Raw genomic sequence first — 23,150 nt, forward strand, 5'->3', positions numbered from 1 at the left:
TGGGAAATTTGCTTACATCCGTCGTTACATCCTGGCCGATGTAAGCAATAGGGGGTTCAACATGGCAAAAGTGAAATTCACGGCTCCGAAGGTGGCCGCGTTCAAGTGCAGCGCCGATAAGGCTCAGGCTTTCATGTGGGACTCGACCGCGCCGGGGCTTGGCTTGCGGGTCACGCCTGCGGGCAAGCCGTCCTATGTGTTTCAAGGGCGCTATGAGGAAAAGACCATCCGGGTGACCATCGGGAGCCCTGACGCCTGGAGCATTCCAGAAGCTCAAGCCAAAACCCGCGAACTCCAGCGCCAAATCGACGAAGGCCGCGACCCCCGCGAAGTGAAGGCCGCCATCACTGCCGCCGATGTTGCGAAGCGCGAAGCCGACCGGGGGCAGGGCGTGACCGTCGCCGAGGTTTGGCCGCGCTACTTGGCCGAGGGCAAGCCCAAGCGCCGTACCGCTTGGAAGCCGGGTTATCGCGCCGACCTTGAGGCCGTTGCGTCTATGGGCGGTGTGCCGAAGAAGCGCGGGCAGGGCTTGACCAAGCCGGGGCGGCTCAGTGCCTTGATGGCGTTGCCGCTGGCGTCGATTGACCAAGACCTGATTCGTGACTGGTATGCCAAAGAGGCCAAGACCGGCCCCTACCAAGCGAGTCGCGCAATGGCGATGTTCTCGGGCTTTCTTGGCTGGTGCGCCACCAAGAAGGACTACCGCGCCCTAGTGGACAAGACCGCCGCCCGCGCTAGTGAACTAGGCGATGTGCTGCCCGAGGTGAACAGGCGCACCGACTGTATCGAGATTGACCAATTGCCCGCATGGTTTTCCGGCACCGACAAGTTGCGTAGCCGCGCCGCTGCCGCCTATTTGCAATGCTTGGTTCTCACTGGTGCGCGCCGCGAAGAAATGGCCGGCCTGCGCTGGGCTGATGTGGATTTTCAATGGTCGAAGCTGACCATTGCCGACAAGGTGGACAACACCCGCACCATTCCGCTGTCACCCTATGTGGCTTCGCTGCTGGCCGGCCTGCCACGCACCGGCACGCTGAAGAATGGCAAGGCCAACCCGTTCGTGTTTGCATCGGCGCTTAGCGCATCCGGCCGCATCACAGAGCCACGCGCACCGCTTGAGGATGTGCTGAAGGATGCGGGCATTCCTCACATGACGATTCACGGCCTGCGCCGTACCTTCTCGCTGTTAGGCGAAGCTGCCGGGGCTCCTGCCGGCGCGATTGCTCAAGTGATGGGCCACAAGCCGAGCGCCACGGCTGAAGGCTACCGCCCGCGCTCGATTGACGCGCTGCGCCCCTATCTGGCCTTGATAGAGGCGTTCATTTTGGAGAAGGCCGGGATTACCTTTGACCCTGCCGCCGCTGGCGCTGGCGCTGGTGGCTTGAAGCTGGTCGCATCGGCCTGATATTGGTTTTGCCCCAGCTAGACCCGCCTCGAAGCCGGGTCGAATCGTCGGACTCCTTCACCGACTTGCTGGGGCTCCTGTTTGAAGGCTGACACCTGAAGGGGTGCCAATGAAATCCGTTTTCAAATTACCCGAAGCGCTGGTGTGGTTGAGTGACAAGACTGGCCGCGAATGGAGCGACTCGGAACTATTTGAGGTTGTTTGCAAATTGCACCTGACGCTGCGCGCAGCGCCACCGAGGGACGCCAAGACAAAAGTTCACGAGTGTGTGAACGGAGAAGGGGTTATTGAGAAAGACTTTGGAATTGGGTATTTCCCAAGCATGGGCTGGCGCATGGCCGTGGTGCATCCTTCCGATGTTCAAATTCTATGGATGACCGGGGAAGCTGAAACTCAAAGCGCCGTCAATGATTCGGGGGTGAATGGCCCGACCGAAGAGCTTTTGAAACAAGGCGCTGATTTCGTCGGCAGCCAGATTGAACGCTGGTTTTTCACCAAGCCGGTGCGGGTAACACGCGACACGGTATACGCGACGAAATGGACGCTGGAGCAAATACTTGAATACCACTGCGACACCGCGCCGGAATCGCAGCCCCCCGAGGTTGACGCTGATTTGCCGATGAAATCTGCGCCAGCGAAGCGCGAGCCGGTGTTAGGCAGTGGCGCAATGCGTGCTGTTTTCGGGCATCTTCCTGGTGTGCCGAAGCAGGGATTCAGCGATGTGCCGAAGTGGCTTGGCAAGCCGCATATTTTGGTGGCTCGCCGCGAAGCGCCAATCGAGCACGAGTGGAACCCGGTCGCCTTTGCCAAGATGATGATGAATGAGAGGGGCATCACATACCAAACATTGAATAACCTGTTCCTCTATCAAGCGGTTCTGAAGCCTTTTCTACGCACATGGCAAGAAGCGAACAGAGAGCCCAACGCGTTTGGCATGTAGTCCACCCTCAGGAATGCCGGTCTACTACGGCATTCAATAGCGGCATTTCATAGCGGCATTTGCCCGCGAACCCGCATGGAATCTAGATTCTCATAGCGGCACCATAGCGGCAAGAAATGCCGCTGTTAATTCTGCGTTTCCAGCCCTGCCAGTTCGGCGGGGGCAACCTGGAAATGCAATGAACGTAACCCGCCCCGCCAAGGTCGCACCCGCTGACTTTGTACCGCTTCACCTTGAGACTCGTACGCATGTCTCGACCGGCATTACCGCATGGCATGTCTCGCTCCAACAGCAGACCTTGCGTGCCATGGCCTGCAATGAGTCCTACGACCCGCGCCTGAAGCCCGTTCGCCATGCTGGCCGCTTGCTGTGGCCTGTGGCTGGCATCAAGTCAATCTTGGGGGTGGCGTAATGAAGAACGCCCGCCTCCCCAAGAATGGAAAGACGAGCGCCTGTGAACAAGGCAATTCTAAGCCCGGCAAGTTTCTGGGCACGGATAACCAGCGTCACTTGCGCGTTATTCAAGCGCTCTTGACCCGCCCGATGCCCCGCGAGCATGTCGACTCGGTGGCCGGTTGCAGCAATGGCCCGGAGTTGATTGCAGAACTCCGCCGCCGTGGTTTAAGCATCCCTTGCACGCGCGCCAAGAAGAAAGACCGCGACCTGTTCGATTGCTTTCCGGGCGTCTATCACTTGACCCATTCTGACCGCCGCAAGTTGACTGCGTGGATGCGCGAGCGTGCAAAGGAGGGACTCTCGTGAGTGTCGGAGCAATACTGCGTTTCAAGAAGCTGACCGGCTCGGGAATCGTCCGCACTGCCGCCGCGCACAACAAGCGCACCATTCAAGCCGAGCTTGGCGCTGGCGGCAGCATTGACGCTCGCTTGACCGGCTTGAATGAGGTGCTGGCCGGGCCCCTGAAGCCTGATGATGTGGCCGACCGCGCTCGCGCTCGAATGGCTGGCGCTGGCGTCGGCAAGCTGCGGAAGGATGCCGTCCGGGCGCTTGAGTTTGTCGCGAGTCTTGCGCCGGGGCAATGCGCCGACGAGCGCGGATTCTTCGCCGCTGCCGCCCATTGGCTGGCCGACAAGTTCGGAGCCGACAACATCCTTAGCGCTGACGTTCACCGTGACGAGGCCGCGCCGCATCTGCATGTGCTGGTGCTGCCGCTTATCGGTGGTCGCATGGCCGGTAGCGATGCCGTCGCGCCGCCGCAGTGGATGACGTTGCAAAAGGAGTTTTTCGAAGCGGTCTGCGTGCCGTTCGGGTTGAAGCGTTATCCGCGCCGGTTGGTAGGCACAAGCAAGACCGCCACTTTCGCCGCCGTCCTGGCTGAAGTGAAACGCCGCAATGACCCGGTTCTGACAAGTGCGCTTTGGCCGCTCCTGCGTGACCGCATCGAGGCCACTCCTGGCCCGTTTGCCGAGCTTTTGGGACTGGAGGCCATCAGCGCCAGCAAGCCCAAGAAACTGCGTTCTATGACGGCCATTTTCACAAGCAAGGGCAAGGGAAGCCAAAAGCCGGAAAGTGACGAACCCTATAAGGGTTTGAATGACCGAACCCTTTACCTGTGTAAGGGTTCGCAAAATTCCAGCGTCAGCAATGTGGCGACAACCACGCCTGTTTGAGCAAAGAAAGAAGAGACTATGACGACCAAGAAGAAAGCGCCGCCGCAAGCCTGGAAGCCGGGTCAATCTGGCAATCCAAAGGGCCGGCCTGCTGGCGCTGGTGAAATTGCCAAGTTCCGCGCCGGCATTGCCGAGCATGTGCCGGCCATCATCAAGACCTTGACCACTGCCGCCCTGGCCGGCGATGTGAGCGCCGCCCGCCTGCTGCTGGAGCGAGTGATTCCGGCCATCAAGCCCGCCGAGGAAGCCGCGCCGGTCAATCTGCCCGATGGCACGCTGACCGAGCAAGGCCGCGCCGTGGTGGCCGCCGTCGCTGCCGGCGAGCTTGCGCCGGGTCAAGGGGCCGCGCTGCTGGGGTCGCTGGGTGCATTGGCGAAGTTGACCGAGGCTGACGAAATCGACCGCCGCATGGCCGCCCTGGAGGCTCGCGACGCATCGGGCAGGGGGCAGCCATGAAGCAGAGCATTCGCAAGCGCCTGGAGGCGCAAGAGGCCCGGCAAGTTGCAGTGCGCCGCCGAACCAGCGCCGACGGCGCCAAATACCACCAAGTTTTGTTGCATGGGCTCGGCCATCGGCTGCGGCAATATCACATGGAGCCAAGCCCGCATTACTCGCACGCAATAGTAGAAGTGGTTGACGACCCAGGGTCCCCCTATGAGCCGGCGTTGCACGCGATGGCCGGACGCATAAGGGCCGACTCGCAGACCGACGCCGACCGCGCTCTATTGGCCCTTGTTGGCGTTGAACTCAAACTAGACGGCCATGATTATTCGGCGGCCGAATCTGTCCTGGCGCTCGACAAAGTTCTCTCAGACTATTGCGACCTTTACCCGGCGCCCTTCTCCGTGCCGGTTGATGCCTGACGGCATCGCCCCTCAATGACCCGGCCACCGCGCCGGGTTTGTCGTTTCTGGCTGGCGCTGGTGGCCGACCCTCGCCGTTCCGCACGCGTGCGCGAGGCTAAACAGCCTAGCGAGTGAGCCACGCTCACACACATTCAACTATGACGGCACTGCAATTCTGGACTTAGTTGCCCCCAATGTTGCCCCCACGCTGAATAGGCGCCGTGGCAAAACACTTGGCAATTCGCCGGAATGGTGCTCACCCGGAACGTCCCGCGATGCTTGCCGTTTGTGGGGTTCTATGTGGGGTTGGCGAATATTCAGACCATGCTGTCATAGGTGAACTCGGCTGAGACCGTCTCCGCCAAGCACACCCGCCCATAAACGAAGAAACCGGCCACTTGAGCCGGTTCTGTCGTGAGGCCGAAGCCTGCGATTACTGCTGCTTGCTGCGCCGACGGGCAACGCCAGCGACGAGGCCAAGACCGGCGAGGAGCATCGCATAGGTTTGTGGCTCAGGGACTGCGGTTACTGTCATCAGGAAGCCACGGGACTCATAGGTTTTGGGGTTAAACCCATTGGCCACAATAGAACCCGTGTCATTGATTCCTTTGGCTTCAACGAGTACCCAACCCTCAGCCACCACGCTTGCATCGAGGTAAGCATTCAAGTCGGTTGCAGTCGTGCCATTCCAGAGCGTGGCGTGTTTAGCCCCATTTTCCAAGTAGGCATAACCGACAATTTGGCCCGCATTGTTGATGGCGTTGGCCCAGCTATCTTGTCCGCCAAGGGTGCCCAAATCGGTTGCAGTCGTGCCATTCCAGAGCGTGGCGCGATAAGACCCATTGTCCATAGATGACCATCCCACCACTTGGCCCGCATTGTTGATGGCGTTGGCCGAGCTATATGGTCCGCCAAGAGTGCCCAAATCGTATTCTGTCGTGCCCTTCCAGAGCGTGGCTGTTGGATACCCCAAGTCAAAAAAGTGTGGGCCGCGACCTACCACATGGCCCGCATCGTTGACGGCGTTGGCGGAGCTATTTGTGCTCAATGCGGTCGCCATCGTGCCATTCCAGAGCGTAGCGTGAGAGTAAATTTCAGAGCTGGCAGAACCGACCACTTGGCCAGCATTGTTGATGGCGTTGGCGACGCTCCCATTTCCGCCGAGGGTGCCCAAATCGGTTGCTGTCGTGCCATTCCAGAGCGTGGCGTGTTTAGCCCCATTTTCCAAGTAGGCATAACCGACAATTTGGCCCGCATTGTTGATGGCGTTGGCCCAGCTATCTTTTCCGCCAAGGGTGCCCAAATCGGTTGCAGTCGTGCCATTCCAGAGCATGGCGTGAGTGCCATGAACGGCATTTAATTGGACAGCACCCACCACTTGGCCCGCATTGTTGATGGCGTTGGCGGAGCTAGCCAACCCGCCAAGAGTGTCCAGCAGAGTCGCTTTGTAAGACGCAGCCGCAGCAAAATTGCTGAAGGCAATAGTAGCCATCGCAAGGGCGATTTGCCCGCTCAGACGAGTCTTCGCTGTCTTGCGGCCCTTTGGGTGATTTACAAAAAGGGCGGCAGAGGGGGAAGGCTTAAACGTCATGAGATACCTGGGGATTGAATGGCCGATTGAGGAAGGGCTTGGTCAAGCGGGCCACCCACAACCGTTTGGATGGCATGGGTTGAATTGTCGAAGGACTCAAACCACTTTGATACCACTCATGTCGGGGGGCGGAATCGGCCGCATGTGAATTGCGACACGGAAAGATGCGGCCGACCGGGCAGGGCATAAGCAATTTGCATCGACTTGGCGCAAGCGGCGCGAGGTCGCTGTCTTAGTCCTGCGCTTGAGAAGTCTCACGGCAGAGATGAGATTCCGTCTGAGAGGCGGCCGCCGCATGACCCCAAAAAGGCAAATAGTGACACGCTGCACCAAGCCAAAACCGTGGCCGGATTCTGAAAATCGTCTTACATCCGCCGTTACATCGTGTTCAGAAAAAACAAAAGGGTTAGCAGTCACTTACCTGCTAACCCTTGTCTATTCTGGTGCCGGAGAGATGAATCGAACACCCGACCTTCTCATTACGAATGAGCTGCTCTACCGACTGAGCTACACCGGCATCAAGCCCAAGATTCTAACCTCGGTTCTGGTCAGCTTCCAGGTGATAGGCGGTGACGCGCTCGACTTCTTTCTTGGAACCCAGCACCACGGCAACGCGCTCATGCAACTGCGTTGGCTGCAGGTCCATGATGCGCTGGCGGGCGTTGGTGGCTGCACCACCGGCTTGCTCGACCAGGAAGGCCATCGGGTTGGCTTCGTACATCAGGCGCAGCTTGCCGGCCTTGTTCGGCTCGCGCTTGTCCCAAGGGTAGAGGAACACGCCACCACGCGTCAGGATGCGGTGTACATCGGCCACCATGGACGCGATCCAGCGCATATTGAAGTCTTTGGCGCGCGGCCCGGTGCTGCCGGCCAGCGCTTCGTCGATGTAACGCGTTACAGGGGCGTCCCAGTGGCGCATATTCGACATATTGATGGCGAATTCCTTGGTGTCCTCGGGGATCTTGACGTCTTCGCTGGTCAGCACGAAGGAGCCTTGCTCGCGGTCCAAGGTGAACATTGCGACACCTTGGCCGAAGGTCAAGACCAGCGTGGTCTGCGGGCCGTAGACGCAGTAGCCGGCTGCGACCTGCGCGGTGCCGGGCTGCAGAAAGTCGTCTTCCGATACGCCTTTTCCGCCTTCGACCTTTTTCATCACCGAAAAGATCGTGCCGATGGAGACATTGACGTCGATATTGCTGGATCCGTCCAATGGATCGAACATCAACAGGTATTCGCCCTGCGGATAACGGTTGGGCACGATGTGGATGCCTTCCATCTCCTCGGAAGCCATCGCCGCCAGATGGCCGCCCCATTCATTTGCTTCGATCAATACCTCGTTGGCGATGATGTCGAGCTTTTTCTGGATCTCGCCCTGCACATTTTCGCTGCCCGCCGTGCCCAGCACCTCGCCCAAAGCGCCCTTGGTGACGCTGATGGAGATGCGCTTGCAGGCGCGCGCCACCACCTCGATCAAGAGCCGCAGCTCTTGGGGGATTTGGCCATGTTGGCGCTGCTGTTCGATCAGGTATTGGGTCAGGCTGATGCGTCGGGTCATGATGAGGGTAAATCCAGAGTTAGGTACTTGAACAGCTTAGCAAGCGGCGCTTCAAGCAGCGGTCACCGAAGCCAGCGCACGGCTGATGACCTCGCGCACATCATTGGACAAATCGGCCTTGGCCGCGACGCGGCGGATCGCCTCCAGCGCGGCGCTGCGGTAGGCGGGCGCCAAACTGTTCCAGCGGTCCATCACGCGGGCCAGGCGGCTGGCGATTTGCGGGTTGATCGCGTCCAGTGCCAAGACCTGCTCGGCCCAGAACACATAACCCGCTGCATCAGCGCGGTGGAATGCGGCCGGGTTGTACATGCACAGCGAGAAGATCAGGCTGCGCGCGCGGTTCGGGTTCTTCAGCGTGAAGTCGGCATGCTTGGCGAGTTGCTTGACGCGGGCAAAGGTCTTGCCGTCTTGCTCGGGCGCGCGGCCTTGCAGTGCAAACCATTTGTCCACCACCAGCGGGTCGTCCTTGAATAGCTCGTGGAAGCGCTCCAGCGCGCTGTCGGCCAGCTCGGCGTGTGCATTGACCAAGGCGGTCAGGGCACCCAGGCGGTCGGTCATATTGCCGGCATCCTTGAAGCGCTGATAGGCGCGGCCGGGCCAGACCGTGTCTTGCACTCGCGGAGCGTCCATCACCAACATACTCAAGGCCAGATTGGCCAGCGCGCGCTTGCCGCTGGAGACCGGGTCCGGCGAGTAGCCGCCCTTGACCTGGTTGGCCTCGAAGGCGCCGATCCAGTCATCGCGCAGCGCGGCGGCCAATTGCATTTGGGCGGAATCGACCACCGCGTGAATGGCCTGCGGGTCAACGATGTCGAGCTGTTCGGCGATGTAGCCTTCACCCGGCAAGGTCAGCACCAGTTCCTTGAAGGCGGCGTCCAGCTGTGGATGGCGCAGCAGGGCGCGCATCGCATCCAAGTAGGCCTGATCGAGTTGCAGCGCGGTGCCGCTGTGCAGCGCGGCGAGGATGCGGTTCAGCCCCAAGCGCTGGCCGGCTTCCCAGCGATTGAAAGCGTCGCTGTCATGCTGCAGCAGCACCAGCAGATCAGCGTCACTGAGGCCGTCGTCCAGAATCACCGGGGCGGAGAAGTCGCGCAGCAGCGAGGGCACCGGCGCTGTGCTGACGTTGATGAAGACAAAGCTTTGCTCGGCCTGCTCCAGCACCAACACATGGTCGCTGCCGACAGCGGCGGCTTCGCCCTGCAACTGCAGAGGCAAGGCTTGACCCTCGGCACTCAGCAGGCCCATGGCGACCGGAATCACCTGCGGCAGTTTCTCGGGCTGACCCGGCGTGGCGCGTGAGTGCTGCGTCAGCGTCAAGGTGTAGGTCTGGGCGGCAGCGTCGTAGACACCGCGCGCTTGCACATGAGGCGTGCCGGCCTGCGAGTACCAGCGCTTGAAGGCACCCAGCCGCGTCGTCAGAGCCGAGCCAGGGTTGGCATCGGCGATCGCAGCGGCAAACTCATCGCAAGTGACGGCCTGGCCGTCATGGCGCTCGAAGTAGAGCTTGAGGCCGGCCTCGAAGCCAGCGCGCCCGACCAGGGTCTGGTACATGCGCACGACTTCCGAGCCCTTTTCGTAAATCGTCGTCGTGTAGAAATTGTTGATTTCCACATAACTGTCTGGCCGCACAGCATGGGCCATGGCGCCGGAGTCCTCGGGGAATTGCGCGGCGCGCAGATTGCGCACGTCCTGGATGCGGCAAACTGCGCGGGCCGAGGCGCTGCCGGCCATGTCCATGCTGAATTCCTGGTCGCGGAAGACGGTCAGGCCTTCTTTCAGCGAGAGCTGGAACCAGTCGCGGCAGGTGACGCGGTTGCCGGTCCAGTTGTGGAAGTATTCATGCGCGACGATGGACTCGATGCGGCCGAAGTCGGCGTCGGTAGCAGTAGCCGCCGAGGCCAGGAGCGCCGAGGTGTTGAAGATGTTCAGGCCCTTGTTTTCCATCGCGCCCATATTGAAGTCGGACACGCCGACAATCATGAAGCGCTCCAGATCCAGCGGCAAATTGAAGCGCGCTTCGTCCCAGACGATGGAGGCGATCAGCGAGTTCATCGCGTGCTCGGTCTTCTCCAGGTCGCCGCGACGCACATAGACCTGCAGCAAATGATCTTTGCCGGCGCGCGTGCGCACGCGCTGTTCACGCGCCACCAAGTCACCCGCCACCAGCGCGAACAAATAGCTCGGCTTCGGGAAGGGGTCATGCCATTTGGCGAAGTGGCGGCCATTCGGCAGGTCGCCGCTTTCCAGCAGATTGCCGTTCGACAGCAGCACCGGGTACTTGGCCTTGTCGGCGCGCAGCAGCACGGTGTAGACGGCCATCACATCGGGGCGGTCCAGGAAGTAGGTGATGCGGCGGAAGCCCTCGGCCTCGCACTGCGTGAAGAAACTGCCGCCCGAAGTGTAGAGGCCGTTCAGCGTGGTGTTCTTGTCGGGCGCGCAGGTGTTGCGCAACTCCAAGGCGAAATCGGCGTCGGGCGCGTTGTCGATCACCAACTGATCACCGTCCTGGCGGAAGGAGACACTTTCGCCGTCGATCAACACACGCAGCACATTCAGCGCCTCGCCGTGCAGGCGCAGCGGGCCATGGGCGACGTCGCGGTTGCGCTCCAGCGCCATCTTGGCCGTCACCAGGGTCTTGGCGGGGTCCAGATCAAAGGTCAGGTCTATGGTGCGAATCCAGAACGCGGGAGCTTGGTAGTCTTCGCGGCGAATCAGGTTGGCAGTGCCTTCACGCATGGCGGGCATCCTTGGGGTGGCTTGATGGAATGAAAACCCCGCAAACAGCGCGGGGTCATTGAGGGGTTCAGAGCGAAGTACTTGAGTCCTAGGCTCAGACGCCTTGCTTCAGGCTTTCAGAGATGAAAGGGTCGAGGTCGCCGTCCAGCACTTTCTGCGTGGCCGAGGTCTCGTAATTGGTGCGCAAATCCTTGATGCGGCTCTGATCCAGCACATAACTGCGAATCTGATGGCCCCAGCCTACATCGGTCTTGGTGTCTTCGAGCTTTTGCTGCTCTTCCATGCGCTTGCGCATCTCGAAATCGTACAGGCGCGAGCGCAGGCGCTTCCAGGCCACATCGCGGTTGCCATGCTGGCTGCGACCGTCCTGGCATTGCACGACGATACCGGTCGGGATGTGGGTCAGGCGCACGGCCGAATCGGTCTTGTTGATGTGCTGACCGCCGGCGCCGGAAGCGCGGAAGGTGTCGGTGCGCACATCGGCCGGGTTGATGTCGATCTCGATCGAGTCATCGACTTCGGGGTAGACAAACAGCGAGGCAAAGCTGGTGTGGCGCCCGCCCGAGCTGTCGAAGGGGCTCTTGCGTACCAAGCGGTGCACGCCGGTTTCGGTGCGCAACAGGCCAAAGGCGTACTCGCCCTCGACCTTGATGGTGGCGCTCTTGATGCCGGCCACATCACCCGGGGTTTCGTCTTCCAGCGTGGTCTTGAAGCCTTTGCGCTCGGCGTACTTCAGGTACTGGCGCAAGAGCATGCTGGCCCAGTCGCAGGCCTCGGTGCCGCCGGCTCCGGCCTGGATGTCGACAAAGCAGTTCAGCGGGTCGGCCGGGTTGTTGAACATGCGGCGGAATTCCATCTGCTCGACGGTTTCCTGCAGTTTGGCCGCGTCGCCTTCGATGGCCGTCAAACCGTCAAAGTCTTCCTCGGCCTTGCTCATCTCGAACAATTCGAGGTTGTCGGCGAGATTGCTTTCCAGGTGATTGATGGTCTCAACCACGTTCTCCAGCGTGCGCTTTTCCTTGCCCAGTTCCTGGGCGCGCTTGGGTTCGTTCCAGACGCTGGGGTTTTCTAACGCAGCATTGACTTCGTTCAGGCGCAGGGCTTTGCGGTCGTAGTCAAAGATACCCCCTTAGCGCGGCGGTCCGCGCTGTCAGATCGTTCAGGGAGACGCCAATGGCGTTGATGTGTTCGATGTCCATGTTCTTTTCCTTGCGGCACCGGTCGACTGAATGCGCTGAAGTGCAGCAATTCTCGACCGTCCAGAGTTCGCTATTTTCACACGGCCGGCGCATCAGGGCTTTCAAGCTGTTGCATCGGCCGGGCTTGCGGCACACTGGCGCCCATGTTGATGCTCATCACCACCGTGAAAATGTGGGCCGAGATCGCCTTGATGGTCTTGGCTGCGCAGGCCTTGTTGGCCTTGCTGGTGCCCCAGCTGCTGGCGCGCAACCCTGTGTACCAGTTGCTGCAATGGCTGATCGCGCCCTTGCTGGCTCCTGTGCGCCGGCTGCTGCCTGAGGCCCCAGAGCCGTGCCAGCGCTGGCTGCTGGCCGCGGCCCTGGCCTTGTTGTGGCTGCTCGCGACCGGGCTCAAGCTGCGCCATTGTTTGAGCGTGGGCGTGGCGCTTTGTCAGTGAAGCCCACACATCAGATCCAATCAGAGCTGTTCAGATCCGTCCAGAGTCCGCCATGAATCCATCCACGCGCCAGCAATTCTTGCAAGACCAAGCCGGTGAGCGCGCTGCCAGCTACTGGCGGCGCTGCCGCAATTTGAGCTTTGCGCTCTTGCTGATCTGGGCGCTGGCCACCTTTGGCGGCATATTTTTTGCGCGCGAGCTGAGCTTCAGTTTTTTCGGCTGGCCTTTCAGTTTTTGGGTGGCCGCCCAAGGGCTGTTGCTGCTGTATTGCGCCTTGATTGCCTATTACGCCCGGGCCATGCGCAAGCTTGAGGCGGCCTGTCTTGATCAGTCCAAAAAGGCCGCTAGCGCGGCCGCCAGTGCCTCGGGTTGATCGTGGTGCAGCATATGGCCGGCATCCTCCAAGACTTGGCGTTGCACCGTCGGCACGACGCTCAGGCGGCTCTCAAACTCGCTGCGCGGGTAGCGATTGCCCCAGAATTTGGCTAAATCGGTGCAAGCGCCCTCGACCCAGAGCAAGGGGGCTTCTATGCGCGCCCAGGTGGCGAGGATTTCATCCTTGCGGTACAGCATGGGGTTGGCGCGTTTATGCGCCGCGTCCGCCAGGATGTGCCAGGCGCCGTCCTCCTCGCGGGCCCAGTGCGGCGCCAGCCAGGCCGCTTTGGCTGCGCACAAGCGTGGGTTGGTCTTCATCAATCGGGCCGCCACGGCCGCCAGGTCGGGATAGCTTTTCAGTGCTTGGGGCGTCTTCAAATCATCCAGCCATTTGCCCAGCCGACCTGGCGCTTGTGCGGCCTGCGTTTCGGGCAGGCCGAAGCCTTCCAGATTGATCAGGCGGCGCACGCGAGCAGGGCGCACGCCGGCATAACTCATCACCACGTTGCCACCCATGCTGTGGCCCAAGAGGTCCACCGGGCGGTCGGGGCTGACCGCGTCGAGCAAGGCGTCGAGGTCGCCCAGGTAGTCGGGGAACCAATAGGCATCGGCGCCGCTGCTCTGTGTCAGGCCGAAGCCGCGCCAGTCGATGCTGATGATTTGGCGCGCCGGCCCATCGGCCGCATGCAGCGCATCGACAACGAACTGAAAGGACGCGCCCACATCCATCCAACCGTGCAGCATCACCAAAAGGGGCAAGTTGGCGCCTGGCTGCTCACCCCATTGCAAAACATGGTGGCGCAGGCCGCGCAGGTCGATAAAGCGGCTTTGGTGCGGGCGGCGGGCAAGGTAGGCGGTAGCAGTCATGCGGCGCACTGTAGCCTCAGCCCATTGGCTTTGGCTGTCGGCTTTGCGACAGGCCGCGGTCCTTGGGTTCGCATCTCTGCGAGCTCACCCCATTTTTTTTGCGGGCAGAATCGCGCCCATGATTTCTCACACCATACGCCCCGCTGAAGCACGCGATGTGCCGGCCATCGTCGGCCTGATTGGCGAGTTGGCCGAGTTCGAACAACTCACTCATATGCTGGCGCTGACGGCCGACAAACTGGAGCCTTTCCTGTTCGGCCCTAAACCGGTGATCGAGGCCTTGGTGGGTGAGATCGAGATTGACGGTCAATGGGAGGTGGTGGGCTTCGCCTTGTTCTTCACCAACTTCAGCACCTTTTTGGCCAAGCCCGGCCTGTATCTGGAAGACCTCTATGTGCGCCAGGCGCACCGGCGCACCGGCTTGGGCAAGGGCTTGCTGACCCGTCTGGCACAGATCGCCAATGAGCGCGATTACGGCCGGTTCGAGTGGAGCGTGCTCGACTGGAACGAGGACGCCATCCGCTTTTACGAGAACATGGGTGCCAGCGTCATGCCCGACTGGCGCATCTGCCGGCTCAGCGGCGATGCCTTGACGCGCTACAGGGCCTGAAGCAACCAGGCTGCTAGCTGCTCGGGCGGCCGTGCGATCAAGGCCTTTTCGCCGGCCACCACGATAGGCCGTTGCAGCAGTTGGGGGTGAGCCGCGAGGGCGGCCAAGAGCTCGGCCTCGCTCAGGTCGGGGCGGGCTAGGCCCAGCGCCGCGTATTCGTCCTCATTGCTGCGCAGCATGTCGCGCGCTGGCAGGCCGAGCTTGCGCTGCAGCTCGCTCAGTTCAGCCAAGGACAGCGAGGCTTTCAAGTACTCAATCACTTCCACGGTGTGGCCGCCGGCTTGCAGCAGGCTCAGCGCTTCGCGCGACTTGGAGCAACGGGGGTTGTGAATCAACTGGATGGTCATGGGCGGAGTTTAAGTCGACCAAGGGCATTCCATGAGAGCCATTCGGCCCGCCTTGGCTACCATGCCCGACTTGCTGGCGTCACAGAGAGGGCGGTAGATGAAGAAACTTTTGGGTGCTGCAGCGGATGCGTATGCCGCGCTGTACGCCGGTTTTTCGTGGGCCGTGCCCGAGTACTTCAGCCTTGCCGAAGCCTGTTGCGCCCGTTGGGTCCGCAGCACGCCGGACGCCCTGGCCATTATTTTTGAGGGCGACGGTGGCTGCCGTGCCCAGTACAGCTTCGGCCAGTTGCAACGCGCCGCCAATCGCTTGAGCAATGCCTTGCAGCGCCGCGGTGTGCAGCGCGGTCACCGGGTGGCCATTTTGTTGCCACAGCGTTTTGAAACGGTGGTCGCGCACATCGCCATTAACCAGCTCGGTGCCGTGGCCCTGCCTTTGTCGCATATGTTGGGTGCGCCTGCGCTGGGCTTTAGGCTGCGTGACAGCGGCGCCGTGCTCGCGATTGCTGATGAGTCCGGCATGCCGCTCTTGCAGGCCTTGCAGCCCAGTTGCCCCGCGCTGCGTGAGCTGATCGCGGTGGGTGGCCAGCCGCAGGGCGAGCGAGAGGCGTGCTGGATGCATGCCTTGCAGGCCGAGCCGGCGCGCTTCGCAGCGGTGCAGACGCGGGCAGACGAGCCGGCGCTCCTGATCTACAGCAGCGGCACGATTGACGCAAGCGGCGCCGCCAAGGGCGTGTTGATCCCGCAGCGTGCCTTGATCGGCAATTTGAGCGGTTTTGTCACCAGCCAGAACTGGTTTGGCTTTGACCCGGCCGATGCCGGCAAGAAGTCAGACGCGCTGTTCTGGAGCCCGGCCGATTGGGCCAGCGCAGGTGGCCTGATGAATGCCTTGTTACCGACCCTGTATTTCGGCCGGCCTATCGTCGCGCACCAAGGCCGCTTTGCGCCGGGAAAGGCTTTTGAGCTGATGCAGCGCCACGGCGTCACCCATACCGTCCTGGCCCCGGCGGACTTGGAGGCCATGCGCAAGGCGCTGCCCCAGCCGGCCAAACGCTATGCGCTCAAGCTGCAGGCCATCGTCAGTGCGAGTGAGTGGGGTGAGGCGCCTGACCCAGTCTGCGCGCTTGGCGAGGAGGTGTTCGCCTACTGTCAGAGCCAGCTCGGCGTGGCGGTCAATGAGGTTTTCGGGCCAGCCGAGATGAACCATGTGCTGGGCAATTGCAGCCGGCTCTGGCCGGCACGGCCGGGCAGCATGGGGCGGGCCTTGCCGGGCCACCGTGTGGCCGTGATTGATGAGGCGGGCCAGATCTGCGCCTCGGGCGTCAGCGGTGAAGTGGCGGTGCACAGGTGCGATATGCGGGGCGCGCCAGACCCGGCCTTCTTTCTCGGCTATTGGGGTGATCAGCTTGCCACGCAGGCCCAGTTTGCTGTCGACCCTGCTGACAGTTGGTGCCGCACCGGAGTTCGGGCGCGCCTGGACGCCGACGGCTATTTTTTCTATGCGGGGCGCTGCGGCGATCGGAGCAAATCAAGCGAGCGCGCAGTCCAAGGCCAGGCCCTGCACTGCTTGACGAGCGGTGGCAAACAGCAGCGCCTTGTGCCGCGCCTCAAGTCTCAAGCCCTTGCGGCTTGAAGGCAAGACTCAAGACTCTCCGCTAACTCGCAGGCTCAAGCTTGCGTCGGCTGGCGCCAGCAAGTGGGCCTTGTCGGGCCAGCGTTCCTGACCGGTGAGCGTCGTGCACTGCCGGCGCTCAGAAGCTGATTTTTTGGCAGCGCCGCTTTCATGGGGGTCGAGTTGTTTGGGCTCGGCGCTCAAGGCAATCGACAGCAACTGGCCGGCTGTGTTGTTGGCTTTGTTGGCGGCAGGATCGGGCCATTCCAGCTCCCAGTTGGCCTGTGCGCTGCAAATTCGTACGCCCTCGGCCTGCGGGAAGGCCCAGCGCAAGTACCAGGGCAAGATCTCGCTGCGCATGCTTGTCGCGGTGCCGACGATTTTTCGCACCATGGCCATATCGAGCTGCTCGGGCTTGATGGTCAACAACAGCCTACCACTCATCTTGGCCGTGCCCTTGACCAGATTGCTGGCGATTTCGGCGTCCTGGGCCTGCTCTTTGGGCAGCACCGGCAACTCGAAGCTGCCATCGGCCTGCATGGCGATGGGGACGTATGCGTCGGCATGCATCACGGCCAGCTTGGGCACTTTCGGCAGCGGCACTTTGGGGTCTTTGGCCTCTAACTTGAACTCCAAGCGGAACAGGCCTTGGCCATAGCGTTGCACCATGCTCAAGACCTCGTTCATCTGCCGGTAAGGGCGGATGCTGCCGTCGCGCTTCATATTGACGGAGACCGATTCCAGCACCTCGGGTGCGTCTTGCGCATGGACGAGGTTTGTGGCGCAAGCGAGTGCACAAGCCAGAGAGAGCAGTTGGTGTTTGATTTTCATAGAGGGCAGTGGAAGAAGACTAAAAGTTCAATATCAACGGGCGCATTTGCCGCGCGCCTCGGCCAGCAGCCAAAACGGCAGGCTCAAAATGCCCGCACCGCCGCCGGCAAATTCGCCCTTAAGGCAGTCGCCATTGCCGGCTTTCTGGATCTCCTGACCCAAACGAGCCGACTGTTCAAGCGGCGGGCCGTCGCCCATGGCTTGGGCCGCACGCTCTGATAACAGGGGCGCGCGAGTGGCCTGACGTATGGCTCGGCGCGTGGCGTCGGAGTTGATCAAAAGTGGCGGTGCGGCCTTGTCGCTGCTAGGTGCTGCGGGCGGCGCTGGCTCCATTGCCTGCGCTGCTGGGCTAGCGATGAGGTCTGCAGGAGGGGGAATGGGTGATCCAGCTAGCGTGCTTGTGATGCTGTGGCTGCGGTTCCTTGCTGGCGCTATTTCCTGAACTATTGCCTGTGCAGGGCGGAGATTGTCTAGCGGTACAGGCTTGCGAGTCGCCGCTTGCGTCAGCAGACGCACTTCAATGCGCTCGGTCGTGTTGGGCTTCGGTGAAGCGTGGCGCCCCTGTGCTACCAGCAGCAGCCCAACACCCAGGTGTAGCAGGGCCAACAAAGGCAAGAGTGCCCAGCGCCGCTGTGTACCAGTATTGAAACTGCTCATGCTTGCGGCGGCAAGTTGTCCGAGGGCAATTCAGGCCCGTCTAAATAACAAAGCAGTTCGCCGGGCTGGCAATGCAGCACCTTGCAAATGGCGGCCAGCGTGTCGAAGCGCACGCCACGTACCTTGCCCGACTTGAGCAGCGACAGATTCGCCTCGGTGATGCCCACCGCTTCGGCCAACTCGCGCGAACGCATCTTGCGCTTGGCCAGCATCACATCCAGCGTGACTTGAATCGGCATCAGACGAACTCCGCATTCTCTTGTGCCACCCGCGCTGCTTCTTGCATCACGATGCCGATGACCAAGACGGCGAGGCCAAAGCCGAAGCTGGTGAAATGCTCGAACCCTAGGCCGAGCATCAGTTGGCGTTGGCCAGGCGGATTGCCCATGGTCAGCGCCAGCACGCCCAAGGTGGTGGACATGGGCTGGGCAACGGCGTTCACCATCAGCGCCGCGCCGAGGCGACGCAAATGAGTGGCCGGGCCGGCTTTGAAAATCTCGCCGCGCCGGTAGTAGCCGAACAAGGACCAAATCTGCCAGAGCGCAAAAAGCAAGACGGCGCTCGGCAAGCAGCTACCCAGCCAGCCCCAAAAGCGACTGCCGGCGTCGAGTTGCAAAGGCGCAGTCTTGCTGACCCAACTGGTGCGCGCGACCGACTCCAGCCATTCTGGCTGGCTCCACAGCAGCGCCGGGGCCAACACCAGGGCCACCGCGCCCAGCAGGCAAAAAAGCCGCACCCACCAGCTCAGCCTGCGCACGCGGGCAAGCTTGTCACTGTCTTGAGAAGGCCTTGAGTCCATGAGCATGTTTAGCTAAATTCAATAATTGTTTACTGTAAAACAATAATAAATTATTGTAAATAGCTGGCGCCCATGGATTCAGGGGGACTCGTCAAGACCCCAATCTGGATTGATCAGCGCGAAAGTCTCGTGATCGCGCCAAGCGCCGGCGATGAATAGGTAGCGCCGGCTGAGGCCTTCATGTGCAAATCCCAGGCGTTTCATCACCGCCAAGCTGGCGCGGTTCTCTGGTCGTACCGCGGCTTGCAAGCGGTGCAGGCGCACCGGCGGAGCAAACATCAGCGCAATCACCGCTTGCAAGGCTTCATGCATCAGACCTTGGCCCTGCGCCTGAGCATCGATGGCATAGCCGAGCGAGGCGCTTTGAAAGGGGCCGCGGCTGACTTGGGTCACGTTGACCTTGCCGATCAGGTCGGCCGGTGCATCCAGGCGGCTGAACCAGAAGCCGAAGGCGCTGCCGGCGGCAAAGTCCTGTTCGGCCTTGTCCAAGCGAGCGCTGACACCTTCGGGCTCGAAATAGTCGGCCGCATAAGGCGGGTCCCAAGGTGCGAAATGGGCCAGATTGCGCATCTGAAAGCCGTTGACCGCCGGCGCCAGTGCGGCAGATGCGGCGCGCAGCAGCAGGCGCTCGGTGTGCAGTTGCAAGGGGACGGCGCTCATCAATTCAAATGCTCCCGTAGAAAGCTCAGCAGGTCTTGCCGGGAGGCCTCGCGCGCGGCGGCTTGGCCGCCCACATGAACGCCCGCACCGGGCGTGACGCCGTTAGGTACATCGGCACGCAGCCGCACCGGCGCCAAGGCGTCAAAGCCGTGAAAGGCGCCGGGGTAGACCTTGATCTGCGGCTTGGCCATGCCTTGGGGCTCAGACGCTTTGACCAAGGCTTCGCAAGGGGCGGCAGCTGTCCAGTCATCGCTGCCGCCGCTGAGGATCAGCAAGGGTGCCAGGGGCGCATAGCCGCGTTTCAAATCGGCCTCGCATCCCGGGTAAAAGGCCACGGCGGCGCGCAGCTTGATGCCAAGTCCTGCCGCAGCTTGGACTTCGGCATGGCGCTTATTGCTGCTGGCCAGGACGGTGCTGCCGCCGTTGGACCAGCCCAGCAAGGCCAGGCGGGCGGGGTCGACATCCGCGCGCGCAGCCAACCAGTGCAAGGCGCCAAAGGTGTCGCGCCGGCGTTCGGTCATGGTGACGCTGCGTGTGCCGATTTTCTGGGTGCACAGCTCTTTCTCGCCGCGTGGCGTCAGCGAATCCAGCACCAATGCATGCCAGCCCTCGGCATTGAGTACGTCGATGTAATTCAGCATGCGCTCGGACAACGCGCCTTTTTTGTCATAGGGGCCGCCGCAGCCATGCAGCAGCACGACGGCGGGTGCGGGCGCTTGCGCGGCGGCCTTGCTGGGGAACCAGTGGCCTAGCAAGTTGATGGCTTGGCCCTGCGCTTGATCAAAGCTGGCGATTTGGACCTTTTCTGCCTGCGCGCTGCAGGCGCAGAGCAGCATCAGCAGACCGAGCCACCGGGAGCGCCCTCGGCTTGAAAGGGGAAAGGTAGGAGGTGTGTGAAGCAATTGCATGGGCGCGATTATTGGCCCGAACCGACCCGGCCCAGTTCCGCTCGGCCACAGCAGCTCACGCCTGCCGCCAGCAAAGCCCTCTTCGTAAGTCTTTATTTAACTGAACTTTCAGTAATTACTGAAAGTTGGATAAACTTTGCGTCACGTCAAAAGCGCAGTCGCTTTTGTTTGAGCCAAGGCAAGGAGTTCTACTGATGAATGCAATGAGCCCGTTGGTCCGCAGCTTTGTCGCTCACTTTGGTGAGATGGGCAGCCGCTGGGGCATCAATCGCACGGTGGGGCAAATTTATGCGCTGATATTCGTTTCGCCGCAGGCGCTCAACGCCGATGAAATTGCCGAGAACCTGGAGTTCAGCCGCTCCAATGTGTCCATGGGTCTGAAGGAGTTGCAGGCCTGGCGCTTGGTCAAGCTGCGACACATGAGCGGTGACAGGCGCGAGTATTTCGAAGCACCCAGTGACGCCTGGGAGATTTTCCGCACGCTGGCCGAGGAGCGCCGCCGGCGCGAGATCGAGCCGACGCTGTCCATGCTGCGCAATGCGCTGCTGGAGACGCCGACCTGCGAGGAAGACCGCGTGGCGCAAGAGCGCATGCGCGGCATGCACGATCTGATCGAGCTGATGACGACCTGGTTTGACGACATCCAGAAGATGGATTCGCAGACTTTGGGTCAGCTGATGAAGATGGGCTCCAAGGTGCAGAAGATGCTGGAGCTGCCGGGGCGCATCGGCCGCGCGGTCAGTGGCAAGTCAAACCTTGCGGAAGGCGAATGAGATGGACGCCGTCGTTCTGGCCCGCATGCAGTTTGCCGCCAACATCACTTTTCACATCCTGTTCCCGACCATCAATATTGCCTTGGCCTGGGTGCTTTTGTTCTTCCGCGCGCGCTGGTTGTTGACGCATGACGCGGCCTGGCTGAGCGCCTATCGTTTCTGGACCAAGGTGTTTGCTTTGAGCTTCGCGCTGGGCGTCGTCAGCGGCATCACGATGAGTTTTCAGTTTGGCACCAACTGGCCGGGTTTCATGGAGAAAGCCGGCAATATCGCCGGCCCCTTGCTGGGTTACGAGGTGCTGACGGCCTTCTTTTTGGAAGCCAGCTTCCTGGGCGTGATGCTGTTCGGCCATGGCCGGGTCAGCGAGCGTGTGCACTTGGCCGCGACCGTGATGGTGGCCTTTGGCACGACGCTGAGCGCCTTCTGGATCTTGAGCCTGAACTCCTGGATGCATACGCCGCAGGGCTTCGAGATCATCAATGGCGAGTTCCATGCGCTGGATTGGTGGGCGGTGGTTTTCAACCCGTCCTTCCCCTACCGTTTGACGCACAAGTTATTGGCCTCGGGTTTGACCGTCAGCTTTTTGCTGGCCGGCGTCAGTGCCTGGCAATTGCTCAAGGGCAAGGTGCAGCCGCACACGGCGCGGGTCTTGCGGGTCGGCCTGACGCTGGGTGCCGTACTGATCCCGCTGCAGATTCTGGTCGGCGATATGCATGGGCTCAACACCTTGAAACACCAGCCGGCCAAGATCGCGGCGATGGAAGGGGTGTGGCAGACCGAACGTGGCGCGCCGCTGCTGCTGTTCGCCTGGCCGAACGCGCAGACGCGCAGCAATGATTTCGAGATCGGCATCCCCAAGCTGGCCAGCCTGGTGCTGACGCATCATGCCGACGGCGAAATCAAGGGGCTGGATGAGTTCAAGGGTGCCCACCCTCCTGTCGCGCCCTTGTTCTTCGGCTTTCGCATCATGGTCGGCACAGGGCTGTTGATGTTGGCGTTCAGCTGGGGCGGTTTGTGGCTGTACCGGCGCCGGCGCTGGGCTGCTGAAAGCCTGCCTAGAGCTTTCTTGATCGGCCTGTCCTGGATGACTTTCTCCGGCTGGCTGGCCACGATTGCCGGCTGGTATGTGACCGAAATCGGCCGTCAGCCCTTCATCGTCTATGGCCTCTTGCGTACCGCCGATGTGGCCTCCGCCGTGCCGGCGCCGATGATCGTGGCGACCTTGGTTGGCTATATCGTGCTTTACCTTGGGCTGATCATCGCCTACGTGTCGGTGATCAAGTACATGGCCGAGAAAACAGAAATCACCCACGGGAGTGCAGCATGAATACCGAAACCTGGTTGCCCTTGGTCTTCATGGGCCTGATGGGTCTGGCGCTGCTGGTGTATGTGGTGCTGGATGGTTATGACCTCGGTGTCGGGCTCTTGATGCTGGGGGCGAGTAGCGAGCACAAGGACCAGATGGTCGCCTCGATTGGCCCGTTTTGGGATGCCAACGAAACCTGGCTGGTGCTGGGCGTGGGCATCTTGCTGGTGGCCTTCCCGAAGGCGCATGGCGTGATCCTGCAAGCGCTGTACTTGCCGGTGGCGCTGATGCTCTTGGGCCTGACGCTGCGCGGTGTGGCGTTTGACTTCCGCGTCAAGGCGCAAACTCGTTGGCAGCCGCTGTGGAACCGCGCCTTCATGGCCGGGTCGGCGCTGGCCGCGCTGTCGCAGGGCTGGATGCTGGCGCGCTACATCACCGGCTTTGCGCAGGGCTGGGGCTATACCTTGTTTGCCCTCTTGATCGCGCTGGCGCTGGCCGCCGCCTATGCCTTGCTGGGTGCGGCCTGGTTGATCATGAAGGGTGAGGGCAGCTTGCAGGCGCTGGCGGTGCGGCGCGCCAAACTGGCTTGGCCAGCGGTGGTGCTGGGGCTGGCGCTGGTGTCCATCACCACACCGATGCTCAGCCAGACCGTCAGCGATCGCTGGTTCCGGATGCCCGAGTTGATTGCGCTGCTGCCCATTCCTTTGTCGACGGCGCTGGCGCTGCTGGCCCTGCGCGCCTTGCTCAACTCACACCGCGTGCTGGGCAAGCTGTGCTGGTTGCCGTTTGCGCTGATGGTGGTGGTGATGTTGATGAGCTTCATCGGCCTGGCCTACAGCCTCTATCCCTTTGTGGTGGTCGAGCAGATGACGGTCTGGCAGGCGGCTGCGGCGCCCAAGTCCTTGCAGTTCATCCTGTGGGGCGTGGCGGGCACGGTGCCGGCCATTCTGATCTACACGGTGTTTGCCTACCGGGTGTTTTGGGGCAAGTCGGGGGAGCTGAAATACGCTTGAAACCGCAGGTAGCGGTGCAGCAAAAGGCGAGGCCCACCCCCGGGCGCCGCGTTTGGAGC

General features: G+C 61.5%; 26 protein-coding genes and 1 tRNA gene. 14 read left to right on the forward strand and 13 right to left on the reverse strand.

Features of this window, described 5'->3' with window-relative positions:
- Nucleotides 1-61: 61 nt before the first annotated feature.
- The 7 genes from PRZ03_RS03605 (at nucleotide 62) to PRZ03_RS03635 (ending at nucleotide 4,836) form a co-directional block, all read left to right on the forward strand.
- Nucleotides 62-1,405, forward strand: a complete 1,344-nt coding sequence (locus tag PRZ03_RS03605; RefSeq protein ID WP_273599069.1) for a tyrosine-type recombinase/integrase — start codon at nucleotides 62-64, stop codon at nucleotides 1,403-1,405.
- Nucleotides 1,406-1,514: 109 nt separating this feature from the next.
- The gene (locus tag PRZ03_RS03610; protein WP_273599070.1) at nucleotides 1,515-2,345 is read left to right on the forward strand and encodes a hypothetical protein; all 831 of its coding nucleotides are present in this window, start codon (nucleotides 1,515-1,517) and stop codon (nucleotides 2,343-2,345) included.
- Nucleotides 2,346-2,523: 178 nt separating this feature from the next.
- Nucleotides 2,524-2,757: a hypothetical protein gene (locus PRZ03_RS03615; protein ID WP_273599071.1), complete on the forward strand. Its 234-nt coding sequence runs from the start codon at nucleotides 2,524-2,526 to the stop codon at nucleotides 2,755-2,757.
- Nucleotides 2,757-3,107: a hypothetical protein gene (locus PRZ03_RS03620; RefSeq protein ID WP_273599072.1), complete on the forward strand. Its 351-nt coding sequence runs from the start codon at nucleotides 2,757-2,759 to the stop codon at nucleotides 3,105-3,107. Before PRZ03_RS03615 ends, PRZ03_RS03620 begins: the two co-directional genes overlap by 1 nt.
- On the forward strand, nucleotides 3,071-3,973 hold the full coding sequence (locus PRZ03_RS03625) for a plasmid recombination protein (protein WP_273599073.1): 903 nt from the start codon (nucleotides 3,071-3,073) through the stop codon (nucleotides 3,971-3,973). Before PRZ03_RS03620 ends, PRZ03_RS03625 begins: the two co-directional genes overlap by 37 nt.
- 18 nt (nucleotides 3,974-3,991) lie before the next feature.
- Nucleotides 3,992-4,429, forward strand: coding sequence for a DUF5681 domain-containing protein (locus PRZ03_RS03630; protein ID WP_273599074.1), 438 nt, complete (start codon nucleotides 3,992-3,994; stop codon nucleotides 4,427-4,429).
- On the forward strand, nucleotides 4,426-4,836 hold the full coding sequence (locus tag PRZ03_RS03635) for a hypothetical protein (RefSeq protein ID WP_273599075.1): 411 nt from the start codon (nucleotides 4,426-4,428) through the stop codon (nucleotides 4,834-4,836). Before PRZ03_RS03630 ends, PRZ03_RS03635 begins: the two co-directional genes overlap by 4 nt.
- Nucleotides 4,837-5,251: 415 nt before the next feature.
- On the opposite strand, the gene PRZ03_RS03640 is transcribed toward PRZ03_RS03635, so the two are convergent.
- The 5 genes from PRZ03_RS03640 to prfB form a co-directional block, all read right to left on the reverse strand.
- Nucleotides 5,252-6,409: a PEP-CTERM sorting domain-containing protein gene (locus tag PRZ03_RS03640; RefSeq protein WP_273599076.1), complete on the reverse strand. Its 1,158-nt coding sequence runs from the start codon at nucleotides 6,407-6,409 to the stop codon at nucleotides 5,252-5,254.
- Nucleotides 6,410-6,850: 441 nt separating this feature from the next.
- Nucleotides 6,851-6,926: transfer RNA gene (locus PRZ03_RS03645), tRNA-Thr, on the reverse strand.
- 15 nt (nucleotides 6,927-6,941) lie between these two features.
- Nucleotides 6,942-7,964, reverse strand: a complete 1,023-nt coding sequence (locus PRZ03_RS03650) for a class 1 fructose-bisphosphatase (RefSeq protein ID WP_273599077.1) — start codon at nucleotides 7,962-7,964, stop codon at nucleotides 6,942-6,944.
- 51 nt (nucleotides 7,965-8,015) lie between these two features.
- Complete coding sequence (gene pepN / locus PRZ03_RS03655; RefSeq protein ID WP_273599078.1) at nucleotides 8,016-10,700, reverse strand: aminopeptidase N; 2,685 nt, start codon at nucleotides 10,698-10,700, stop codon at nucleotides 8,016-8,018.
- Between the two features lie 94 nt (nucleotides 10,701-10,794).
- Nucleotides 10,795-11,899, reverse strand: a protein-coding gene (gene prfB, locus PRZ03_RS03660; RefSeq protein WP_263531831.1) for a peptide chain release factor 2 whose coding sequence is annotated in 2 segments (ribosomal slippage) — nucleotides 10,795-11,817 and nucleotides 11,819-11,899 — 1,104 coding nt in all. Because the reading frame shifts where the segments join, the coding sequence is not laid out codon by codon here.
- Between the two features lie 143 nt (nucleotides 11,900-12,042).
- On the opposite strand from prfB, the gene PRZ03_RS03665 reads away from it, so the two are divergent.
- Nucleotides 12,043-12,336 carry a hypothetical protein gene (locus tag PRZ03_RS03665; protein ID WP_273599079.1) on the forward strand — a complete coding sequence of 98 codons (294 nt, stop codon included), beginning with the start codon at nucleotides 12,043-12,045 and terminating at the stop codon, nucleotides 12,334-12,336.
- 52 nt (nucleotides 12,337-12,388) lie between these two features.
- Nucleotides 12,389-12,709, forward strand: coding sequence for a DUF4212 domain-containing protein (locus tag PRZ03_RS03670; protein WP_273599080.1), 321 nt, complete (start codon nucleotides 12,389-12,391; stop codon nucleotides 12,707-12,709).
- On the opposite strand, the gene PRZ03_RS03675 is transcribed toward PRZ03_RS03670, so the two are convergent.
- On the reverse strand, nucleotides 12,664-13,578 hold the full coding sequence (locus tag PRZ03_RS03675) for an alpha/beta fold hydrolase (RefSeq protein WP_273599081.1): 915 nt from the start codon (nucleotides 13,576-13,578) through the stop codon (nucleotides 12,664-12,666). The genes PRZ03_RS03670 and PRZ03_RS03675 overlap by 46 nt on opposite strands.
- A gap of 118 nt (nucleotides 13,579-13,696) precedes the next feature.
- Here PRZ03_RS03675 and PRZ03_RS03680 point away from each other — a divergent pair, with 118 nt between their 5' ends.
- Entirely contained in the window at nucleotides 13,697-14,188 is a 492-nt protein-coding gene (locus tag PRZ03_RS03680) for a GNAT family N-acetyltransferase (RefSeq protein ID WP_273599082.1), read from the forward strand.
- Here the strand turns inward: PRZ03_RS03680 and arsC are convergent.
- Nucleotides 14,176-14,535 carry an arsenate reductase (glutaredoxin) gene (gene arsC, locus PRZ03_RS03685; protein WP_273599083.1) on the reverse strand — a complete coding sequence of 120 codons (360 nt, stop codon included), beginning with the start codon at nucleotides 14,533-14,535 and terminating at the stop codon, nucleotides 14,176-14,178. The two genes, PRZ03_RS03680 and arsC, sit on opposite strands and share 13 nt — an antisense overlap.
- Before the next feature lie 97 nt (nucleotides 14,536-14,632).
- On the opposite strand from arsC, the gene PRZ03_RS03690 reads away from it, so the two are divergent.
- Nucleotides 14,633-16,165, forward strand: coding sequence for an acyl-CoA synthetase (locus PRZ03_RS03690; protein WP_273599084.1), 1,533 nt, complete (start codon nucleotides 14,633-14,635; stop codon nucleotides 16,163-16,165).
- A 9-nt stretch (nucleotides 16,166-16,174) separates the two neighbouring features.
- Here PRZ03_RS03690 and PRZ03_RS03695 read toward each other — a convergent pair whose 3' ends face one another.
- The 6 genes from PRZ03_RS03695 to PRZ03_RS03720 all read right to left on the reverse strand — a co-directional run bounded on the left by PRZ03_RS03695 (nucleotide 16,175) and on the right by PRZ03_RS03720 (nucleotide 19,927).
- Nucleotides 16,175-16,975, reverse strand: coding sequence for a hypothetical protein (locus tag PRZ03_RS03695; RefSeq protein ID WP_273599085.1), 801 nt, complete (start codon nucleotides 16,973-16,975; stop codon nucleotides 16,175-16,177).
- Nucleotides 16,976-17,008: 33 nt separating this feature from the next.
- Nucleotides 17,009-17,308 carry a hypothetical protein gene (locus PRZ03_RS03700; protein ID WP_273599086.1) on the reverse strand — a complete coding sequence of 100 codons (300 nt, stop codon included), beginning with the start codon at nucleotides 17,306-17,308 and terminating at the stop codon, nucleotides 17,009-17,011.
- Nucleotides 17,309-17,628: 320 nt separating this feature from the next.
- Nucleotides 17,629-17,871 (reverse strand): helix-turn-helix domain-containing protein, encoded by a 243-nt coding sequence (locus PRZ03_RS03705; RefSeq protein WP_263531840.1) that lies wholly within the window; start codon nucleotides 17,869-17,871, stop codon nucleotides 17,629-17,631.
- Nucleotides 17,871-18,431, reverse strand: coding sequence for a DUF2975 domain-containing protein (locus PRZ03_RS03710; protein ID WP_273599087.1), 561 nt, complete (start codon nucleotides 18,429-18,431; stop codon nucleotides 17,871-17,873). Before PRZ03_RS03710 ends, PRZ03_RS03705 begins: the two co-directional genes overlap by 1 nt.
- A 78-nt stretch (nucleotides 18,432-18,509) precedes the next feature.
- Nucleotides 18,510-19,091 carry a GNAT family N-acetyltransferase gene (locus tag PRZ03_RS03715; RefSeq protein WP_273599088.1) on the reverse strand — a complete coding sequence of 194 codons (582 nt, stop codon included), beginning with the start codon at nucleotides 19,089-19,091 and terminating at the stop codon, nucleotides 18,510-18,512.
- Complete coding sequence (locus tag PRZ03_RS03720) at nucleotides 19,091-19,927, reverse strand: dienelactone hydrolase family protein (RefSeq protein ID WP_273599089.1); 837 nt, start codon at nucleotides 19,925-19,927, stop codon at nucleotides 19,091-19,093. The genes PRZ03_RS03715 and PRZ03_RS03720 overlap by 1 nt, the downstream gene beginning before the upstream one ends.
- Before the next feature lie 266 nt (nucleotides 19,928-20,193).
- Between PRZ03_RS03720 and PRZ03_RS03725 the strand changes: the two genes are divergently transcribed.
- From PRZ03_RS03725 to PRZ03_RS03735, 3 genes are read left to right on the forward strand one after another with little or no spacing between them, the layout of a single operon-like run.
- On the forward strand, nucleotides 20,194-20,772 hold the full coding sequence (locus PRZ03_RS03725; protein ID WP_273599090.1) for a GbsR/MarR family transcriptional regulator: 579 nt from the start codon (nucleotides 20,194-20,196) through the stop codon (nucleotides 20,770-20,772).
- 1 nt (nucleotide 20,773) lies between these two features.
- A complete protein-coding gene (locus PRZ03_RS03730) occupies nucleotides 20,774-22,099 on the forward strand; it encodes a cytochrome ubiquinol oxidase subunit I (RefSeq protein WP_273599091.1) in 1,326 nt (441 codons plus the stop codon).
- Nucleotides 22,096-23,091: a cytochrome d ubiquinol oxidase subunit II gene (locus PRZ03_RS03735; RefSeq protein WP_273599092.1), complete on the forward strand. Its 996-nt coding sequence runs from the start codon at nucleotides 22,096-22,098 to the stop codon at nucleotides 23,089-23,091. Before PRZ03_RS03730 ends, PRZ03_RS03735 begins: the two co-directional genes overlap by 4 nt.
- Nucleotides 23,092-23,150: the final 59 nt, after the last annotated feature.

The organism is Roseateles albus, assembly GCF_028595345.1.
Lineage (GTDB): Bacteria > Pseudomonadota > Gammaproteobacteria > Burkholderiales > Burkholderiaceae_C > Paucibacter_A > Paucibacter_A albus.

Excerpts from the sequence above, each read along its gene's own strand:
- PRZ03_RS03605 (WP_273599069.1), top strand. The coding sequence starts at position 62 with ATGGCAAAAGTGAAATTCACGGCTCCGAAGGTGGCCGCGTTCAAGTGC.
- PRZ03_RS03610 (WP_273599070.1), top strand. The coding sequence starts at position 1,515 with ATGAAATCCGTTTTCAAATTACCCGAAGCGCTGGTGTGGTTGAGTGAC.
- PRZ03_RS03615 (WP_273599071.1), top strand. The coding sequence starts at position 2,524 with ATGAACGTAACCCGCCCCGCCAAGGTCGCACCCGCTGACTTTGTACCG.
- PRZ03_RS03620 (WP_273599072.1), top strand. The coding sequence starts at position 2,757 with ATGAAGAACGCCCGCCTCCCCAAGAATGGAAAGACGAGCGCCTGTGAA.
- PRZ03_RS03630 (WP_273599074.1), top strand. The coding sequence starts at position 3,992 with ATGACGACCAAGAAGAAAGCGCCGCCGCAAGCCTGGAAGCCGGGTCAA.
- PRZ03_RS03635 (WP_273599075.1), top strand. The coding sequence starts at position 4,426 with ATGAAGCAGAGCATTCGCAAGCGCCTGGAGGCGCAAGAGGCCCGGCAA.
- PRZ03_RS03640 (WP_273599076.1), bottom strand. The coding sequence starts at position 6,409 with ATGACGTTTAAGCCTTCCCCCTCTGCCGCCCTTTTTGTAAATCACCCA.
- PRZ03_RS03650 (WP_273599077.1), bottom strand. The coding sequence starts at position 7,964 with ATGACCCGACGCATCAGCCTGACCCAATACCTGATCGAACAGCAGCGC.
- pepN (WP_273599078.1), bottom strand. The coding sequence starts at position 10,700 with ATGCGTGAAGGCACTGCCAACCTGATTCGCCGCGAAGACTACCAAGCT.
- PRZ03_RS03665 (WP_273599079.1), top strand. The coding sequence starts at position 12,043 with ATGTTGATGCTCATCACCACCGTGAAAATGTGGGCCGAGATCGCCTTG.
- PRZ03_RS03670 (WP_273599080.1), top strand. The coding sequence starts at position 12,389 with ATGAATCCATCCACGCGCCAGCAATTCTTGCAAGACCAAGCCGGTGAG.
- PRZ03_RS03675 (WP_273599081.1), bottom strand. The coding sequence starts at position 13,578 with ATGACTGCTACCGCCTACCTTGCCCGCCGCCCGCACCAAAGCCGCTTT.
- PRZ03_RS03680 (WP_273599082.1), top strand. The coding sequence starts at position 13,697 with ATGATTTCTCACACCATACGCCCCGCTGAAGCACGCGATGTGCCGGCC.
- arsC (WP_273599083.1), bottom strand. The coding sequence starts at position 14,535 with ATGACCATCCAGTTGATTCACAACCCCCGTTGCTCCAAGTCGCGCGAA.
- PRZ03_RS03690 (WP_273599084.1), top strand. The coding sequence starts at position 14,633 with ATGAAGAAACTTTTGGGTGCTGCAGCGGATGCGTATGCCGCGCTGTAC.
- PRZ03_RS03695 (WP_273599085.1), bottom strand. The coding sequence starts at position 16,975 with ATGAAAATCAAACACCAACTGCTCTCTCTGGCTTGTGCACTCGCTTGC.
- PRZ03_RS03700 (WP_273599086.1), bottom strand. The coding sequence starts at position 17,308 with ATGGAGCCAGCGCCGCCCGCAGCACCTAGCAGCGACAAGGCCGCACCG.
- PRZ03_RS03705 (WP_263531840.1), bottom strand. The coding sequence starts at position 17,871 with ATGCCGATTCAAGTCACGCTGGATGTGATGCTGGCCAAGCGCAAGATG.
- PRZ03_RS03710 (WP_273599087.1), bottom strand. The coding sequence starts at position 18,431 with ATGGACTCAAGGCCTTCTCAAGACAGTGACAAGCTTGCCCGCGTGCGC.
- PRZ03_RS03715 (WP_273599088.1), bottom strand. The coding sequence starts at position 19,091 with ATGAGCGCCGTCCCCTTGCAACTGCACACCGAGCGCCTGCTGCTGCGC.
- PRZ03_RS03720 (WP_273599089.1), bottom strand. The coding sequence starts at position 19,927 with ATGCTGCTCTGCGCCTGCAGCGCGCAGGCAGAAAAGGTCCAAATCGCC.
- PRZ03_RS03725 (WP_273599090.1), top strand. The coding sequence starts at position 20,194 with ATGAATGCAATGAGCCCGTTGGTCCGCAGCTTTGTCGCTCACTTTGGT.
- PRZ03_RS03730 (WP_273599091.1), top strand. The coding sequence starts at position 20,774 with ATGGACGCCGTCGTTCTGGCCCGCATGCAGTTTGCCGCCAACATCACT.
- PRZ03_RS03735 (WP_273599092.1), top strand. The coding sequence starts at position 22,096 with ATGAATACCGAAACCTGGTTGCCCTTGGTCTTCATGGGCCTGATGGGT.